The following is a 14,774-nucleotide window of genomic DNA, read 5'->3' as shown; positions in this document are numbered from 1 at the left end:
GCGATGCAGGATGCGCGCGAGAAGTTGAAGGCATGGCAGCATGACTACAACCATCACCGTCCGCATGGCTCCCTCGGCCACCTGACACCGAGCGAGTTCGTCAGAAAGAGGTCAGATCAACAGCTGGGAAGCCGCCCAACTCCAGTTTAGAAGTGACCGGATATGGGGGAGACGTCACAGGCGCGGCGCAAGCAGTGGGACTTCGTGCGCGCACGAGGATTGAGTCTGCGCCGCCTGCGGGCTGATTGGCATGTCCCGGGCCACGCCCAGCGTGGCCGCGTGACGCCGCAACATGATGGGTTGTGCCTTGTGCCGGCGCTGGACCAGCCACTGGGCCAACGCGGAATCCAGGTGTTGCACATGGCCGGGAAACCAGTCTTCGAGCGCGTGCACCAGGCGCGGCAGCGCGCGGTGATCACCCTGGCACAGCCGCTCGTGCACCTCCACCAGTGAAGCCAGCACCTCGGCGTGCTCTTGGATGTGGCAGTCCCGGATCGGGTAGCCACCCTCAATCATTTGTGTGTCTTCATGGGCGAAGTGGTCGCGCGTGTGCGTGATGAGCGCCAGCAGGGCGTCGGCCGCCTGCTCTGACGAGGCAGCGCGCAAGGTCTGCAGCAAGACGTGGAACTCTTCGTGCAGGGTGTCCATGCCAAGGTCCCCTGTGAGGTGCTCGTGGCGGCGCATGAAGCTGTCGAGATCGTGAATCATGGTGTCGAGGGATCGGATGAGGCCGCAGGGCGCGTCCAGCGCAGCAGCAGGGTGGGCAGGCTCAGGCCGCAGAGTACGAGCAGGGCACCGGCCAGCTGGCGCGGGCTCCAGGGCTCGCCGAGCCAGAGCACCGACAGGGTCACCGCGGTCAGAGGCACGAGGTTGATCAGCAGGCTGGTCGACACCGCGCCCATGGCGCGCAACGCGCGCAGCCAGAGCACGTTGGCAAGCACGGTGACGCCCACGGCCATGAAGCTCACGCTTGCCACCAGGCCGGCGGACCAGGGCACGGTCGACCAGCCGGGCAGCAGCGGTGCCGCGAACAGGAAGGGCAACGAGCCGGTGCCGATCAGCACCATCGACGTCTGCAGTGGTGACCAGGGTGTGGGCAGGCGTGCGGCCAGCACCACCGCCAAGCTCCAGAGCATCGCACCCAGCACGACGAGCGCGATGGCCCAGGTGGCATCGCGCGCGCCGACGTTTACGGTAGGACCGGGCGCAATCAGAAGCCAGACACCGATCAGCGAGAGCAGCACGGCGGCCATCGTGGTGCGTGCGGGCCAGCGGCGGGTGAGCGCGGCGGCGAACAGCGCGACCATCAAGGGTTCCAGCGCGACGATGGCGCCAATCGTGGTGCCGCGGACACCGGGCGCCGCGAGCGAGACCAGCATGTTGAACGCTGAGGTCAGCATCAGCCCAATGGCGATGAGAGCCAGCCAGGTCTGCATGGGAACCCCGCCCTGGCGGACAGCGCGCCACAGCCAGGGCAGGGTGATGAGCGCAGCCAACGAATAGATGGCGGCCGAAGCGAGCGCGCCCGGCAGGTCGCCGACCATCGCTTTCAGCGTCACCGGGGCGGTACCCCAGAGCAGCACCGCGGCCAGACCGCACAGAACGCCGGGCATGTCAGAGGTCCAGGGTGAGGGCGGGTGTCGAGGCGCGCGAGCAGCAGATCATCATGCTGCGCGCGGCGGCCTGTTCGCCGGGTGAGAGGATGGCGTCGCGGTGCAGCGGAGTGCCGGCGAGCACGGGCGTCTCGCAGGCACCGCAGATGCCTTGCTCACAGGACGACGGCACACCGACGCCGGCTTCGCGCAGAGCCTCGAGAATGCTGCGGTCGGCCGCGACGCGGATGGTACGGCCGCTGCGCGCGAGGGTCACGTCGAAGGCGGTTTCGGAGCCGTCCGAAAGGTCGGGCGCCTCGAAGGACTCCTGCACGTAGCGGATGCCCGGCCGGCCTTCGCAGCAACGCGCGAGGGCTTCCATAAGGCCGGAAGGGCCGCAGCAGTAGATGTCGGCACCTCCTTGCGCGACCGCCAGGTCGACCAGGGCCTGTAGGTCCAGCGCCTTGCCGCTGCCTTGCGCGGGATGGGATTCGTAGAGCGAGACGCGTGCGTCGTCGTGCAGCCAGGTCGAGGGAAAGTACGCCGCCTCGCGGCACGAGAAGGCGTAGTGCAACTGCCAGGCCGTGCCGGGCGTGCGCAGCAGTGCGCTGGCCATGGCGTGGATCGGTGTGATGCCGATGCCGCCGGCCACCAACACCACCGGTCGCTGCGTCTGGATCTCCAGCGGAAACAGGTTGCGCGGTGTGCCCACGGTGATTGGCCCGCCTTCGAGCAACTGCTCGGCCACGCGGCGCGACCCGCCGCGGCCATCGGACTGCACCTTGACGCCGATGCGGTAGCGCTGCGCGCCCGTGGGCGCGGGATCCACCAGGGAGTACTGGCGCACCAGGCCGTTGCCGAGGTCCAGATCGATGTGGGCACCGGCAGCGGCAGCGGGCAGCACGGTGCTGTCGTGGGCTTCGAGAACCAGTTCAAGAACAGAAGGATTGACCCAGCGGCGCTGAGCGACGCGGGCTGGAATAAAAGCGGTCATGCTGCATTTTAAGAGTACATATTCTTTTACAACAAATGAAATGTCACAAGACTAGGGTTACTCCTAGGAAAATAGACCCAATCAAAAGAACGTGGTCTTTTACAATGAGCTGCACCTCACGATTCATTTGAACAAACAGGAGACACCTGATGCACAGAATCCTCCGCGGCTCTCTCGCCGCTGCCAGCCTCTGGGCCGCTGCTGTGGCCCATGCCGACGTGGTCGTTGGCGTCATCGCCCCCATGACGGGGCAGTTCGCCAGCACCGGTCGGGCTTGGAAAGAGTCGATTGATCTATACACCGGGCTGCACGGCGACACCGTGGCAGGCCAGAAGATTCGCTTCATCTACCGCGACTTGCCCGACCCGAACCCGACCAAGGCGCGCGCGTTGGCGCAGGAGTTGATCGTCAAGGACCGGGCCCAGGTGCTCGGCGGCTTCATGTACACGCCGAACGCCGTGGCCGCGGCCAGCGTAGCCACACAGGGCAAAGTGCCGCTGATCGTGTTCAACGCCGCCGGTGCCGGCCTGACCGAGCGCTCGCCCTACCTGGTGCGCGTGTCGTACACGCAGGCCCAGCTCACGCTGCCGATGGCCGACTACGCCGCCAAGAAGGGCATGAAGCGCGTTGCCACGCTGGTATCCGACTACGCCTCCGGCCAGGACGCCGAGCGCACCTTTGAAGAGCGCTTCAAGTCGCAAGGTGGCGAGATCACCAATCGCATCCGCGTGCCGCTGGACAACTTCGACTTCGGTCCGTTCATGCAGAGCATCAAGGCCGCCAAGCCCGATGCGGTGCTGAGCTTCACGCCCGGCGGCGTGGTCTCCATCGGCCTGGTCAAGGCATTCAAGGACAACGGCCTGGAAGCGCAGGGCATCAAGTTGTTGACGCTGGGTGGCGAGGTGGACGACACCTCCACGCTGCCGACGCTGGGCAAGACCGCGCTGGGCGTCTACTCCAGCAGCTTCTACAACCCCACGCTCGACGAGCCGGCCAACAAGGACTTCCGCCAGGCGTTCACCAAGGCCTACCCGAAGACCGACATCGGCGTGGTCCACGTGCAGGCCTGGGACGCGATGCACCTGATCCACCACATGGTCAAGGCCACGGACGGCAAGGTGCCGGGCGACAAGGCGATAGAAGCGGTCAAGGGCCACGAATGGGCGAGCCCGCGCGGACCGGCGCGCATCGGCGCGGCCACGCGCGATATCGAGCAGCGCATCTACATCCGGCGCGTCACCGAGATGGGTGATGCCCTGGTCAACCGTGGCATCGACCAGTACGAAGCGGCCCGCTGAGGCCTGAAGCGAAGCGGCGCGTCGTCCCATGAACCTGTTCGTCAACATCCTCATCGACGGGGTGGCGTATTCCATGGTGCTCTTCATGATCACCATCGGCCTCTCGCTGACCCTGGGCCTGATGCACGTCGTCAACATGGCACATGGCGTGTTCGCCATGATCGCCGGCCTGCTGACGGCCCATCTCGTCACAGCTTGGGGCATCAACTTCGTGTTCGCCACGCTGATCGCCATCGCCTGCTCGGCGGCGGTGGCGGTGCCGGTGGAGCGTTTGCTGATCCGCCGCTTCTACAAGCGCTCGCCGATGGACCAGATGCTCATGACCCTGGGCATCGTGTTCGTGGCCTCGGCGGCGGCGTCGGCCATCTTTGGTCCGCAGGTCGTCAATGTGCCGCTGCCCGAGTGGCTGTCGGGCAGCGTGGCAATCGGTGACCGGCAGTTTCCCGCGCACCGTCTGATGGTGATCGTGGTGGGCTTTGCCACGCTGGCGCTGCTCCACCTCACGATCGACCGATCGAAGTACGGAGTGCTGGTGCGCGCCGCGGTCGACAACCCGGGCATCTCGGAGACCGTGGGCATCAACACGCAACTGATCTACGTGTCAGCCTTCGCCATCGGTGCCGCGCTCGCGGGCCTGGGTGGTGTGGTCGGTGCAGAGCTGCTGCCCATGGAGCCGACCTACCCCAGCCGCTACCTCGTGCTGATGCTCGCGGTGGTGGCGGTGTCCGGCCACGGCAGCCTGGCCAGTGCGTTCGCCGCGGCCATGTTGCTGGGCGTGGGATCGACCGCCGCCAAGTACTTCTACCCGGAGTACTCCTCGCTGGTGTTCTTCGGCTTGATGTTCCTCATGCTCAAAATCCGCCCCAACGGCATCCTCAGCAAATGACCACGCGCCCCCACGCGCGTCCCTGAACCATGTCCTTGCAACGTGCTCTGCGCTTTGAGGTCTTCCTCGTGCTCGCGCTGGTCATCGGCTATCTGGCCTTCCAGAGCAGCCTGGCCTTCCTGACGACGGTGATCGTCTACGCGATCCTGGCGCTATCCTACTCCTTCATCTACGGCCAGGCCGGCATCGCCTCCATGGGCCATGCAACGCTGTATGGTGTGGCCTCCTACGCGGTGGCCATCTTTGCCGCGCGCAGCCTCAACGACCCGCTGCTGGGCTTGCTCATCGGTGCCGCGGTGGGCGCGCTCACGGCGTGGTGCACTGCCTGGTTCTTCATCACCACCACGCGCCTGACGCTGGCCATGCTCACCATTGCCGTCGCACAGGTGTTCCTGGAGGTGGCGAACAAGGCCCATTGGCTCACTGGCGGCGATGACGGCTTTACTGGTTACGAGGTCGGGCCGGTGCTCGGCCTGTTCGAGTTCGACATGTTCGGCCACACGGGCTACTGGTACGCGGCGGCCATCCTGCTGGTCGTGTATGTGGTGATGGAGCGCATTGCGCTCTCCGACTTCGGCCTCATTGCGCGCGCCATCAAGTCCGACCCTGGCCGCATCGAGTCCTTGGGGGGCAATGTGCGCCGCCACCTCATGAAGGTGTACTGTGTGGCTGGCGCGGTGGCCGGCATCGCGGGCGCCATCAACGCCCAGACCGCGGCCGTGGTGTCGCTCGACAGCCTGGGCTTCATGGTGTCGATCAACGTGTTAATCATGGTGGTGCTCGGCGGTTCGCGCCGACTGTACGGCGGCATCATCGGCGCGGTGGTGTTCCTGGGCATCCAGCACGCAGCCTCCAACATCAACCCGCACCACTGGCTGTTCGTGGTGGGTGGCCTGCTGATCGTGGTGATGACAGTGATGCCGGGCGGTTTGATCAGCCTGGCCGATCGGTGGAGGAAGCCAGCATGAGGCGCCTCGAGCTGCAATCGGTCAACATGCACTTCGGTCCGTTGCACGTCACGCGCGACGTAACGTTCTCGGTGGACTCGGGCGAACGCGTGGCGCTGATCGGCCCCAACGGCGCGGGCAAGACCACGCTGGTCAACATCATGGCTGGCTCGCTGCGCCACTCCACCGGCCAGATGCTCTACGAAGGCCGTGACGTGGCCGCATTGAGCACGCCACAACGGGCGCGCCTCGGTCTTGTGCGCACCTTCCAGATCAGCCGCCTGTTCATGGGCCTCACGGTGGAGGAGAACGTGCGCGTGGCCGCGTTGCACCGCCACCAGGGACGCAAGGCCGCGCGCGATGTGATCGATGCCGAGGTGCACGCTGGTCTGGCCAAACTGAAGGTGGCGCATCTCGCGGGCAAGGTGGTGGACTCGCTCTCGCTGGGCGAACGCCGCCTGGTCGAGCTTTCGCTCGCGCTCACCATGGAGCCGCGCCTGCTGCTGCTCGACGAACCGGCTGCGGGCATCCCGCACGGGGAAAGCCGCCACGTGCTGCAGGCGGTCAACGACCTGCCGAGCGATCTCGCGGTCATGCTCATCGAGCACGACATGGACCTGGTGTTCAGCTGGGCCCGCCGCATCATCGTGCTGTCGGGCGGTGCCGTGATCAAGGACGGCAGCCCCGAGACCATCGCGCAGGACGAACACGTGCAGCGCATCTACTTCGGACGGGGAGACACCTGATGGCCGCGGTGCAAAGTATCGAATACCGCGGCGTGGCCGCAGGCTATGGACAGACACGCGCCGTTAGTGGCGTGTCATTCACCGTCAACAAGGGCGAACGCTGGGGCGTGTTGGGCCGCAATGGCGCTGGCAAGACCACCACGCTGGCTGCAGCCGTGGGGCTGAGCGATCTACAGGACGGGGACGTCCTGCTGGATGGCCAGTCCGTGCGCGGCATGCCCAGTTATCAGCGCGCGCGCGCGGGCCTGGGCTACGTGCCGCAGGGCCGCGACATCTTCGGCTCGCTCACGGTCGAGGAAAACATCATTTCCGCCATCCGGGGCGGCACCACCGCCGATGCGCTGGACACCGCCTACACGCTGTTCCCACGCTTGAAGGAGCGCCGCCGTAATGGCGGCACCCAGCTCTCGGGCGGTGAGCAGCAGATGCTCGCCATCGCGCGTGCCGTGGTCACGCGGCCCGGCATCCTGCTGCTCGACGAACCGCTTGAGGGCCTTGCACCCAAGGTGCGCCAGGAGGTGATGGACGCCATCACCCGAATGGCTGCCGAACTCGGTGTGGGCTGTGTGCTGGTCGAACAGTATGTGGACGTGGTGCTCGGCTTCTGCGAGTACGTGGTCGTCCTTGAATCGGGCCAGGTGGTCTACGCCGGCCGCACCGACACGCTTCGCCAAGAGCACGCACACGTGCTCGAAAACGCGATTGGACTTCGAAAAATCTGAACCAGGAGAGTACCCATGAATGCACCCCTTTCTTCCACCATGCTGGCCGATACCAACGGCCGGGCCTATGGACGCAAACGCGGTACGCCCGACGACCTGCTGATGCAGGTCGGCCCCGGCACGCCGATGGGCGAGTACCTGCGCCGCTTCTGGCATCCCGTGGCACTCTCAAGCGACGCCACCTCGCGTCCCCGCAAGGTGCGCGTGATGGGCGAGGACCTCATCCTCTTCCGTGACGGCAAGGGCCGCACAGGCCTGCTCTATCCCCACTGCATGCACCGCGGCACGAGCCTGTACTACGGCCGCGTGGAGGACGAAGGCATCCGCTGCTGCTACCACGGCTGGTTGTTCCGTGTCGACGGTGAGTGCCTGGAGCAACCTTGCGAGCCCAACGGTGGTGCGCGCAAGGAACTCGCTCGCCAGCCCTGGTACCCGACGCAGGAAAAGTACGGTCTGGTGTTCGCCTACATGGGGCCGCCCGACAAACAGCCGCAGATGCCGCGCTTCTCGCACATGGACGCGCTCGCCGAGGGTGAGTCCTATGAGGTCGACAACTCCGGTTTTGGTGGCTACGCCGACTTCAACGCGCCCTCGGTCGTGCCCTGCAATTGGCTGCAGGACTACGAGAACGTGATGGACCCTTACCACGTGCAAGTGCTGCATTCCACCTTCTCGGGTGTGCAGTTCTCCGAGAAGTTCATCTCCATGCCCAAGGTGGAGTGGTCGTACACCGACCATGGTGTGATCTACAACGCCTACCGCTCGCTGGACAACGGCGGGCAGCTCAAGCGCGTGAACTCGGTGTTCATGCCCAACATTTCGGCTGTGCCGCGCGTGGACGCGAGCGAGGGCCAGGCGCCGGGGCTGGGTTGGTACGTGCCGATCGACGACCACAGCCATACCACCTTCTGGGTCTCGAAGGTCACCGAGGAAACGCGCGGCCAGCTCTACCGTGGCCTGGCCATGCACAACGGCAAGTACTGGAGCGAACTCACAGAAGAGGAGCGCCAGTCCTTCCCGGGCGATGCCGAGGCCCAGATGAGCCAGGGCACGCAGCCGCGCCACGGCGAGTGGCACCTGGCGATGTCGGATCGCGGCGTCTCGATGGTGCAGCGCATGCTCAAGGCTGAACTGCAGAAAGTGCAGCAAGGGCAGGACCCCATTGGCGTGACGTTCGACCCGGACGCGACCGCCATCCAGGTGACGTCGGGCAACTACTACAGCTGACTGTTCCCTGCTTTTCACGGCGCCCGGAGACCGGGCGCCTTTTGAAACCACCGCGAGAAACCCATGAAACTATCCCGTGATTTCCTGCTGGGAGCCGCGGTACTGGCCGCCGCTCAGGCCGCCAGTGCCCAGGCCACGCTGTACGGCGTGATCGACACCAGCCTGCGCTTCCAGAGCAACACCAACACCAACACCGCCTCGATGAGTTCGCTTACACCGGGCGCTTACGGCGCCTCGCGCTGGGGCGTGCGTGGCCGCGAAGACCTGGGTGGTGGGCTCTACGCGAGCTTCCAGCTCGAGCAGGGTTTCAACCCGGACACCGGCACGGCATTTGACGCCTCGCGGGCTTTCAACCGCCACGCCTGGGTGGGCCTCGGGGGCGACTGGGGCCGCGTGACGGCCGGGCGCCAGTACTCGCTGGTGCACGAGGTGCTGGGCATGAACATGTACGACGTGCTGGGCGTGGGCGGCTACGACGAGACCGCCTGGTATGTCGGCTCGCAGTACACGCTGCGCAACGATAATTCGCTCAAGTACCGACATTCGGTCAATGGCGTGGAGTTCGGCGCGATGTACGCGTTGAGCGAGCAGCGCGGCGTCGGTGGTTCTTACGGTGGCATGGCCATGGTGCCGCTGGGCGCACTGTCGCTGGGCCTGGCTCACCACACCGACGAAGCCGCAGTGGGCGATCGTGCCACCAACCTCGTGGCCCTGAAGTACAAGCTCGCCGGCGGCACGACCCTGCACGGCTACGCCATGTACACCAAGGACCGCCGTGCCGGGGCCGATCGCAAGGACCGCCTCTACTCGCTGGGAGCGAACTACCCACTCAACGAGAAGGTCACGCTGTCGGGTGTGGTGTACCGCAACCTCACCGAGACGCCGGCCTCCGGCGCCCGCTCGGTGGTAGCGGTGCGCGGGCAGTACGCGCTGTCCAGGCGCACCGAGGTGTATGTCGAGGCCGACCGCAGCCGTTTGAGCGGCGTCACGCTTGCGGCATTCAACGCCCCCGGCAAGATGGGTTTGGACCGCAGTCGCAGCACGGTCTCCGTGGGCATCAAGCACGTCTTCTGACGAAGACCTCTTGAAGATGAAGAAGCCGGGACTAGCCCCGGCTTCTTCGTTTTCAGGCTAAGCGCGCGACCGTGTCCAGGTAAGCCAGGAACTGGCTGGCGGTGGGCTGGCGGGTCAGGCGGTGCGCCTGGATGAACTCGATGAACCCGGTCCACGAGGCGATGAAGGCCTGCACCGTCGCGCGCGCCATGACCTCGTTCGGACAGTAGCGCAGACTTGGGCTGCCCAGGGGAATGGCCACCACGCCGTGGGTGGCCACGATGATCGAATCTGTGAATTGGTTCACCAGCCCGTCGTCGGGTTCGATGCCGTGGTACTGGAAGAAATCGCGCACCAGGGAGACGCTGAAGCCGCGCGCGGCTTGGATGGACGACTTGTCGTGCAGCAGCGGCTTGGGCGTGTCGGCGGCTTCCTGGCGCGTGCGGTAGCTGTAGACGTGGCGAAAGTCGTCGGGGTTGTTGACCCAGAAACCCACCAGAGCTTCGAAACCCAGCCGCAAGCGCTGTGTCGGATTGGTTTCGCCTTCAATGCGCTCGCGTGCGTACGCCACGGAGCGGTCCAGATGCTCTTCACGGATGGCATACATCAGGTCCGCCTTGGTCGCGAAGTACCGGTACAGCGCGCTCGGGGAGTAGCCGGTGATTTCCGCCACCTTTCGCAGCGACGGCGCGCCCTCGGGAGATTCCTTGAGCAAGGCCTTGCCGGCGTCGATGAAGCGCCGGCGCAGTTGTGCTTGTCCGTCGAGCGTCTTGGCCTTGGTTTGAAACTTGCGGGTTCTGGTTACTGGAGGCACATCCATGGGTGGATCTTCGGCGATCAAATGAAGTGAGGCCCAGTATACGAAGCCTCACCCACCCTATGAAGAAGCGCCTGCCAAAGCCGCGCCGCATTCTGGCGTGCGGCTTTGCAGCCTCAGTCGTAGAACGCCGGCGCCAGACGCATTGCCTGGATGGCCACGGGATCGTGAAACAGAAAAATCTCTCCATCGGTGCTGTCCCGAATGGATTTGATTCTTCGGATGGCGGCCAGCGATGCCTCGTCGTCACAGCTTTCACCGGGGAGGATCTCGTGCTCGAAGTTCTCGGCCAAGTCGCCCACGTCAAACGGAAGGATGACGGTGCCGTGGTTGGGCAACTGCACGATGGCCGACTGGTGCCCCTGGGTATGGCCCCGGGTCGAAATGAGCGACAGGCCCGGAACGGCCTCCCAGTCCCCCGACCTCAGGTCCCAGTCCAGCTCCGGCATGTCGTAGTCGCTGCGGAAGTAGGCAACGCCGGCTTCGTCGCTGAAAGCGAACGCGTGCTCGCACTGCTGAATGGAAATCTTCGCGTGTTTCAACCGTCCCAGGTATCCACAGTGGTCGAAGTGGAGGTGGGAGATGATGACGTGCGAGATGTCCTCGAAAGTGATCCCGATCTGTTCCAGCTGGGTCTCCATCAGGTGCGGCTTGCGGATCACGGGGCACGTCATGCCGTGTTGCCCGAAGTACTTTTCTCGATTTTCCGGCGTTGCCAGGTAGTCCGGGTTCATCCCGGCGTCGAGCAGCGTCCACCCTTGGTCGGTGTCCAGCAGATAGGCGCACACCGGTTCGCTGAGGATGAGGTGGGAGCCCAGCCCTCGCGTGGAAATCGTTTTGGGCAGGATTTCGAAGCCGCACAGCAAGACATACAGGCGTCTCACACTCGTCATTTTTTGCTTCCTTGTGTATGCGCTCAAGCAGAGCACGGCCATGCCGTCTCTCCGTGAGCGCTGCTTTCGGTGGCTTGTTGCGTGGGTGATGGACGCCTGTCAGGCGACCTGGATTTTGCGCACGAACCAGACGGGAAGAATGATGACGCTCAACGCCAAGCCCAGGGCTGCGACGCTGACGTAGCTGGTCCAGCCCGACATTCCGAAGTAGGTGGCAGGTACCGCAAAAGACAGGATGGAAATCATCTGGCCGATCATCCCTGACGCAACACCGCTTTGCGACGGATGCCGCACGACGCTCGACAGAAGCGACATGGCGATCGCACCTAGCCCACCGTAGGCGACCAGCCACACGAACAGAGAGGCGCTGGCGATGTTGAAGGTGGAACTCGGGTGGAAGATCATGAGTTGTGCGACAAGGCCCAACACCGCCAGCAGGGCAAACAGCAGCCCTTTGCTGAAGTTCCTGCTGATGATCAGGCCGGTCACGATGCCGCAGGCGATCATGGCGATGCCTTTAACGACCGCCACCGTCACTGCGGACGCGCCCATGGAAACTCCATGGGTTTGCGCCAGATAGCCGGGCGCCACCAGACCGGTGCCATACGCCAGGGCCGCGGGCACAGCCACGACGATGGACAGGCGGATGACGTCAACCTGCTTGAGCACTTCGGCAAAGCTCTTCAGTTGCCCCTTCCAGTGCGGAGATCCCGTGACCTTCACATTGGGCAGGATGAAGAGTGCAGCGGTCAGGACGGCCATCAGGATCGCGTGGATGGCAAAGGGGGTCTTCCAGTCGCCTGTCGTTGCAAACGGTGCGCCCAGCAGCAGGCCGCAAGCAAAAGCCACCGGCGGGTACGTCGACCAGAACGACATGAAGCGGATCTGCTGCTCCCCGCTCGACGCGTTGACGATCACGGCCGGTGCCGCCACGCTGATTCCGGTGAAGCCCACGCCGCCCACGGCGAGTGACAACACCAGGAGCTCGAACGTGTTGCTGTAGACGGTGCCGATGCTCCCCAGCACGCAGATCAAGGTGGAGGCAATCGAAACCTGCTTGCCGCCAAAACGGTCCACCACGCCGCCGCAAAAAATCGCGACGATGGCCGACGGCAAGGAAAACACCGCAATGGCCCAGCCCAGGTCGCTGCCCTTGACCTTGAAGGCTTCGCCCAGGTCCATCATGAGCGCGACCATGATCCCGATGACAGCCATGCTGGCCACCGTGCAGGCGAACAGCACGATCACGGAAGCCCAATTCAACTGTGCATGGTTGCCAGTTGATGCATCCTTATTTTCAAGCATCTTGTATATCCATTTAATCGATTTCGTGGCAGTTGGAATCACGCGATATATGAAGTGCAGCGGCGATGAAAAAAACAGCTGACCACTTCCATTGATCCTTGCAGGCCGTTGATCATGACGATCAGTTGCCCTGCAAGTTGGACCCTTGTGTTCCGGCAAACAGGGCCTCCGCGACGAGTCTTCCCAGGCGTGCTGTCCAGGGTGTCGGTGGTGGCGAAAGGCAGGCTTGAGGTAGCGGCTCGGCACCCATTTGTAGGAACGTGTAATTTTAAATGCGCCATAACGAGGTGGTGCCACATGGTAAACCCCTATGTTTTGGTTGTATGTAAGTACGTGTTCTTGTATTAGAGTGCTTGCCTTCTACCTCGGAGGGCTTTCTTACACACATAGTCGACCCATCCACCTCTCACTTTTCTCCGATAGATCGAGCGGTCAATGTGCTGGGGTCTCATCGGCCTGGCCGAGTTCTGCCTCGCGTTCCCAGCCTCCCCGGAGCACCTGTTCACCGCTTTGCCCGCCGCCTTGCCGGTCACCTGAAATCACGTGCACGACGCAGCGCGGCGTCGCGTGATCCACATCAAATTCCCCACGATATGAGAAATTGTTTTCTGACGGTCCTGGCCTGCATGGCAATCGCACCTGCCATGGCCAACACAACGCTCTACGGCACGATGGACGCCAGCCTGCGGGTCAGGTCCAACACCAATCTCCAGGACGCATCGAAGTACGAGTTGACCCCTGGTACCTACTACGCGTCCAATTTCGGGATCCGGGGGCGTGAAGACATCGGTAATGGCAACTACGTGAGCTTCCAGTTGGAGCAAGGCTTCAATCCCTTGAACGGGACCTCTGCGGATCCAACGCGGGCCTTCAACCGCCATGCCTGGGTCGGTGCCGGAGGCGCGTGGGGTTCGGTGTCGATGGGCCGGCAGTACACGCCCTTGCACGATTTGCTCGGACCGCAGATGTGGGACGTTCTCGGTGTCGGTGGCTACGAAGAAACGGGCTGGTTTGCCGGTCTTCAGTACAGCCCGCGAGAGGACAACTCGATCAAGTACAAGGGCAAGTTCTTGGGCGTGGAAGCAGGGCTGATCTACGCCTTGAGCGAAGGCAACAACCGGAACTCCTTTGGCGCAAGCGTCACCGCTCCCTTGGGCGCGCTGACAGCGGCGCTGGCTCATCACACGCGATACGGCGCCACGGGCGCGCTCAAAACCAACATGGTGGGCTTCAAGTACGCGTTGCAAGGCGGCGTGCAGCTCCAGGGCAATGCGTTGTATTCCAAGGACTCGCGTGCCGCGCCGCGCGAAGATCGCACGCTTTCCCTGGGGGTCGTGGTGCCGGTGACGAAAGAGCTGCTGGTCTCAGGCGGCCTGTACCGCAGCAAGGTGGATGCCGCCGCGGACACCGGTACCCGAACACTCGCGGTCGTCCGCGCCCAGTATGCGTTGTCCAAGCGCACGGAAATCTATGTCGAGGTGGACCGCACCTTCCTCAAGCGTGGCCAGGTTCAGGAGTTCAACAGCGCAGGGAAGATTGGCCACAACAGCACCCGAAGTGGCGCCTCCATCGGCATGATGACGTGGTTCTGACCTGGCCACGCATGCGACGCGACCCCGGATCCGGGGTCTCGCAAAAAACCGGGCGTCTTCGATAGAGAAGGCGCCTGCAAGGCCGGCAGGTCCGCGCGCGATCTGGCCGGCCTTTCGGCGATTCTTCCCGCGTGAAGAGCGTCAGTCCATGCGTGCGCGAAGGCTTTCACCACGGCAAACGTGTTGAATTCCACTGATCTCTGACCCGAGATTTCCATCGAATACTGCCCCTCCCGCTTTGTGAGAAAAGCAGCTCACGGTGTGGAAAAGTGCTTCGTTTTCTCCTTTTCAGATCTAGGGCTCGCAGAGCTGCTTTTGTGTGTGGAGCTGCAGCAAAGTGCGCCGCTGCTTGCGCGACTTTGTTGCCTCGATCGACAGCCAGGTGGAGAGCTTTTCAGCGTAGGGATCGAGCTTGCTGGAGCTCGCACGCTTGCCCACCAAATGCCGTAGCCGAATGCACTGTGAATACAGCGTCTATCACGGGCGTGGGCGTTTGCACAGGGGCCGAGTCGTGGTTGTTCGTGCAAGGCCGTGTTGGCGATGTGCCTACCCATCGTCACATCCTAATTTTTACCCGGACGTTATTGGGGTTTTTATTTTATCCGGGTAGAATAAAAAATGAACGAGGCCATGCCAACCCAGGTCTCCTGGATGCTCTGGGCCAGTCCTGCTGCATTTCAGGCCACGCGTGTGCTGCACACG

At 63.7% G+C, this 14,774-nt stretch carries 15 protein-coding genes; 9 read left to right on the top strand and 6 right to left on the bottom strand.

The genetic code is table 11. From position 1 onward, the window contains the following. The first annotated feature begins 3 nt into the window (after positions 1-3). Positions 4-150: an integrase core domain-containing protein gene (locus tag HPA01S_RS23885; protein WP_084360888.1), complete on the top strand. Its 147-nt coding sequence runs from the start codon at positions 4-6 to the stop codon at positions 148-150. Positions 151-174: 24 nt separating this feature from the next. Here the strand turns inward: HPA01S_RS23885 and HPA01S_RS21100 are convergent, their stop codons facing one another. The 3 genes from HPA01S_RS21100 to HPA01S_RS21090 are packed head-to-tail and all read right to left on the bottom strand — an operon-like array spanning position 175 to position 2,586. Next, positions 175-708 (bottom strand): bacteriohemerythrin, encoded by a 534-nt coding sequence (locus tag HPA01S_RS21100; protein ID WP_066273238.1) that lies wholly within the window; start codon positions 706-708, stop codon positions 175-177. Next, positions 705-1,613 carry a DMT family transporter gene (locus tag HPA01S_RS21095; protein WP_066273237.1) on the bottom strand — a complete coding sequence of 303 codons (909 nt, stop codon included), beginning with the start codon at positions 1,611-1,613 and terminating at the stop codon, positions 705-707. The genes HPA01S_RS21100 and HPA01S_RS21095 overlap by 4 nt, the downstream gene beginning before the upstream one ends. Position 1,614: 1 nt before the next feature. Next, positions 1,615-2,586 (bottom strand): PDR/VanB family oxidoreductase, encoded by a 972-nt coding sequence (locus HPA01S_RS21090; RefSeq protein WP_084360887.1) that lies wholly within the window; start codon positions 2,584-2,586, stop codon positions 1,615-1,617. A 149-nt stretch (positions 2,587-2,735) separates the two neighbouring features. Here HPA01S_RS21090 and HPA01S_RS21085 point away from each other — a divergent pair, with 149 nt between their 5' ends. The 7 genes from HPA01S_RS21085 (at position 2,736) to HPA01S_RS21055 (ending at position 9,486) form a co-directional block, all read left to right on the top strand. After that, positions 2,736-3,884, top strand: a complete 1,149-nt coding sequence (locus HPA01S_RS21085) for an ABC transporter substrate-binding protein (protein WP_066273234.1) — start codon at positions 2,736-2,738, stop codon at positions 3,882-3,884. 28 nt (positions 3,885-3,912) lie between these two features. Next, positions 3,913-4,770: a branched-chain amino acid ABC transporter permease gene (locus tag HPA01S_RS21080; protein WP_066273232.1), complete on the top strand. Its 858-nt coding sequence runs from the start codon at positions 3,913-3,915 to the stop codon at positions 4,768-4,770. A gap of 29 nt (positions 4,771-4,799) precedes the next feature. Further along, positions 4,800-5,738: a branched-chain amino acid ABC transporter permease gene (locus HPA01S_RS21075; protein WP_066273230.1), complete on the top strand. Its 939-nt coding sequence runs from the start codon at positions 4,800-4,802 to the stop codon at positions 5,736-5,738. Then, on the top strand, positions 5,735-6,463 hold the full coding sequence (locus tag HPA01S_RS21070) for an ABC transporter ATP-binding protein (protein ID WP_066273228.1): 729 nt from the start codon (positions 5,735-5,737) through the stop codon (positions 6,461-6,463). The genes HPA01S_RS21075 and HPA01S_RS21070 overlap by 4 nt, the downstream gene beginning before the upstream one ends. Beyond that, complete coding sequence (locus HPA01S_RS21065; RefSeq protein ID WP_066273226.1) at positions 6,463-7,185, top strand: ABC transporter ATP-binding protein; 723 nt, start codon at positions 6,463-6,465, stop codon at positions 7,183-7,185. Before HPA01S_RS21070 ends, HPA01S_RS21065 begins: the two co-directional genes overlap by 1 nt. A 15-nt stretch (positions 7,186-7,200) precedes the next feature. After that, complete coding sequence (locus HPA01S_RS21060; protein ID WP_066273224.1) at positions 7,201-8,412, top strand: Rieske 2Fe-2S domain-containing protein; 1,212 nt, start codon at positions 7,201-7,203, stop codon at positions 8,410-8,412. Between the two features lie 63 nt (positions 8,413-8,475). Continuing rightward, the gene (locus tag HPA01S_RS21055) at positions 8,476-9,486 is read left to right on the top strand and encodes a porin (RefSeq protein WP_066273223.1); all 1,011 of its coding nucleotides are present in this window, start codon (positions 8,476-8,478) and stop codon (positions 9,484-9,486) included. A gap of 52 nt (positions 9,487-9,538) precedes the next feature. Here the strand turns inward: HPA01S_RS21055 and HPA01S_RS21050 are convergent, their stop codons facing one another. From HPA01S_RS21050 to HPA01S_RS21040, 3 genes are all read right to left on the bottom strand, one after another. After that, complete coding sequence (locus tag HPA01S_RS21050) at positions 9,539-10,285, bottom strand: TetR/AcrR family transcriptional regulator (protein WP_066273221.1); 747 nt, start codon at positions 10,283-10,285, stop codon at positions 9,539-9,541. 113 nt (positions 10,286-10,398) lie between these two features. Then, the gene (locus HPA01S_RS21045) at positions 10,399-11,217 is read right to left on the bottom strand and encodes an N-acyl homoserine lactonase family protein (protein WP_218005368.1); all 819 of its coding nucleotides are present in this window, start codon (positions 11,215-11,217) and stop codon (positions 10,399-10,401) included. A 57-nt stretch (positions 11,218-11,274) separates the two neighbouring features. After that, positions 11,275-12,480 carry an MFS transporter gene (locus HPA01S_RS21040; RefSeq protein WP_084360886.1) on the bottom strand — a complete coding sequence of 402 codons (1,206 nt, stop codon included), beginning with the start codon at positions 12,478-12,480 and terminating at the stop codon, positions 11,275-11,277. A gap of 593 nt (positions 12,481-13,073) precedes the next feature. Between HPA01S_RS21040 and HPA01S_RS21035 the strand changes: the two genes are divergently transcribed. Next, positions 13,074-14,072, top strand: coding sequence for a porin (locus HPA01S_RS21035; RefSeq protein WP_084360885.1), 999 nt, complete (start codon positions 13,074-13,076; stop codon positions 14,070-14,072). Positions 14,073-14,774: the final 702 nt, after the last annotated feature.

Source organism: Hydrogenophaga palleronii NBRC 102513, from assembly GCF_001571225.1.
GTDB lineage: Bacteria > Pseudomonadota > Gammaproteobacteria > Burkholderiales > Burkholderiaceae_C > Hydrogenophaga > Hydrogenophaga palleronii.
This window is presented reverse-complemented; position numbering and strand designations above follow the sequence as displayed.

Coding starts and splice junctions, on each gene's coding strand:
- HPA01S_RS21040 (WP_084360886.1), bottom strand. CDS start 12,480: ATGCTTGAAAATAAGGATGCATCAACTGGCAACCATGCACAGTTGAAT.
- HPA01S_RS21100 (WP_066273238.1), bottom strand. CDS start 708: ATGATTCACGATCTCGACAGCTTCATGCGCCGCCACGAGCACCTCACA.
- HPA01S_RS21095 (WP_066273237.1), bottom strand. CDS start 1,613: ATGCCCGGCGTTCTGTGCGGTCTGGCCGCGGTGCTGCTCTGGGGTACC.
- HPA01S_RS21070 (WP_066273228.1), top strand. CDS start 5,735: ATGAGGCGCCTCGAGCTGCAATCGGTCAACATGCACTTCGGTCCGTTG.
- HPA01S_RS21090 (WP_084360887.1), bottom strand. CDS start 2,586: ATGACCGCTTTTATTCCAGCCCGCGTCGCTCAGCGCCGCTGGGTCAAT.
- HPA01S_RS21035 (WP_084360885.1), top strand. CDS start 13,074: ATGAGAAATTGTTTTCTGACGGTCCTGGCCTGCATGGCAATCGCACCT.
- HPA01S_RS21075 (WP_066273230.1), top strand. CDS start 4,800: ATGTCCTTGCAACGTGCTCTGCGCTTTGAGGTCTTCCTCGTGCTCGCG.
- HPA01S_RS23885 (WP_084360888.1), top strand. CDS start 4: ATGCAGGATGCGCGCGAGAAGTTGAAGGCATGGCAGCATGACTACAAC.
- HPA01S_RS21060 (WP_066273224.1), top strand. CDS start 7,201: ATGAATGCACCCCTTTCTTCCACCATGCTGGCCGATACCAACGGCCGG.
- HPA01S_RS21055 (WP_066273223.1), top strand. CDS start 8,476: ATGAAACTATCCCGTGATTTCCTGCTGGGAGCCGCGGTACTGGCCGCC.
- HPA01S_RS21085 (WP_066273234.1), top strand. CDS start 2,736: ATGCACAGAATCCTCCGCGGCTCTCTCGCCGCTGCCAGCCTCTGGGCC.
- HPA01S_RS21065 (WP_066273226.1), top strand. CDS start 6,463: ATGGCCGCGGTGCAAAGTATCGAATACCGCGGCGTGGCCGCAGGCTAT.
- HPA01S_RS21045 (WP_218005368.1), bottom strand. CDS start 11,217: ATGGCCGTGCTCTGCTTGAGCGCATACACAAGGAAGCAAAAAATGACG.
- HPA01S_RS21050 (WP_066273221.1), bottom strand. CDS start 10,285: ATGGATGTGCCTCCAGTAACCAGAACCCGCAAGTTTCAAACCAAGGCC.
- HPA01S_RS21080 (WP_066273232.1), top strand. CDS start 3,913: ATGAACCTGTTCGTCAACATCCTCATCGACGGGGTGGCGTATTCCATG.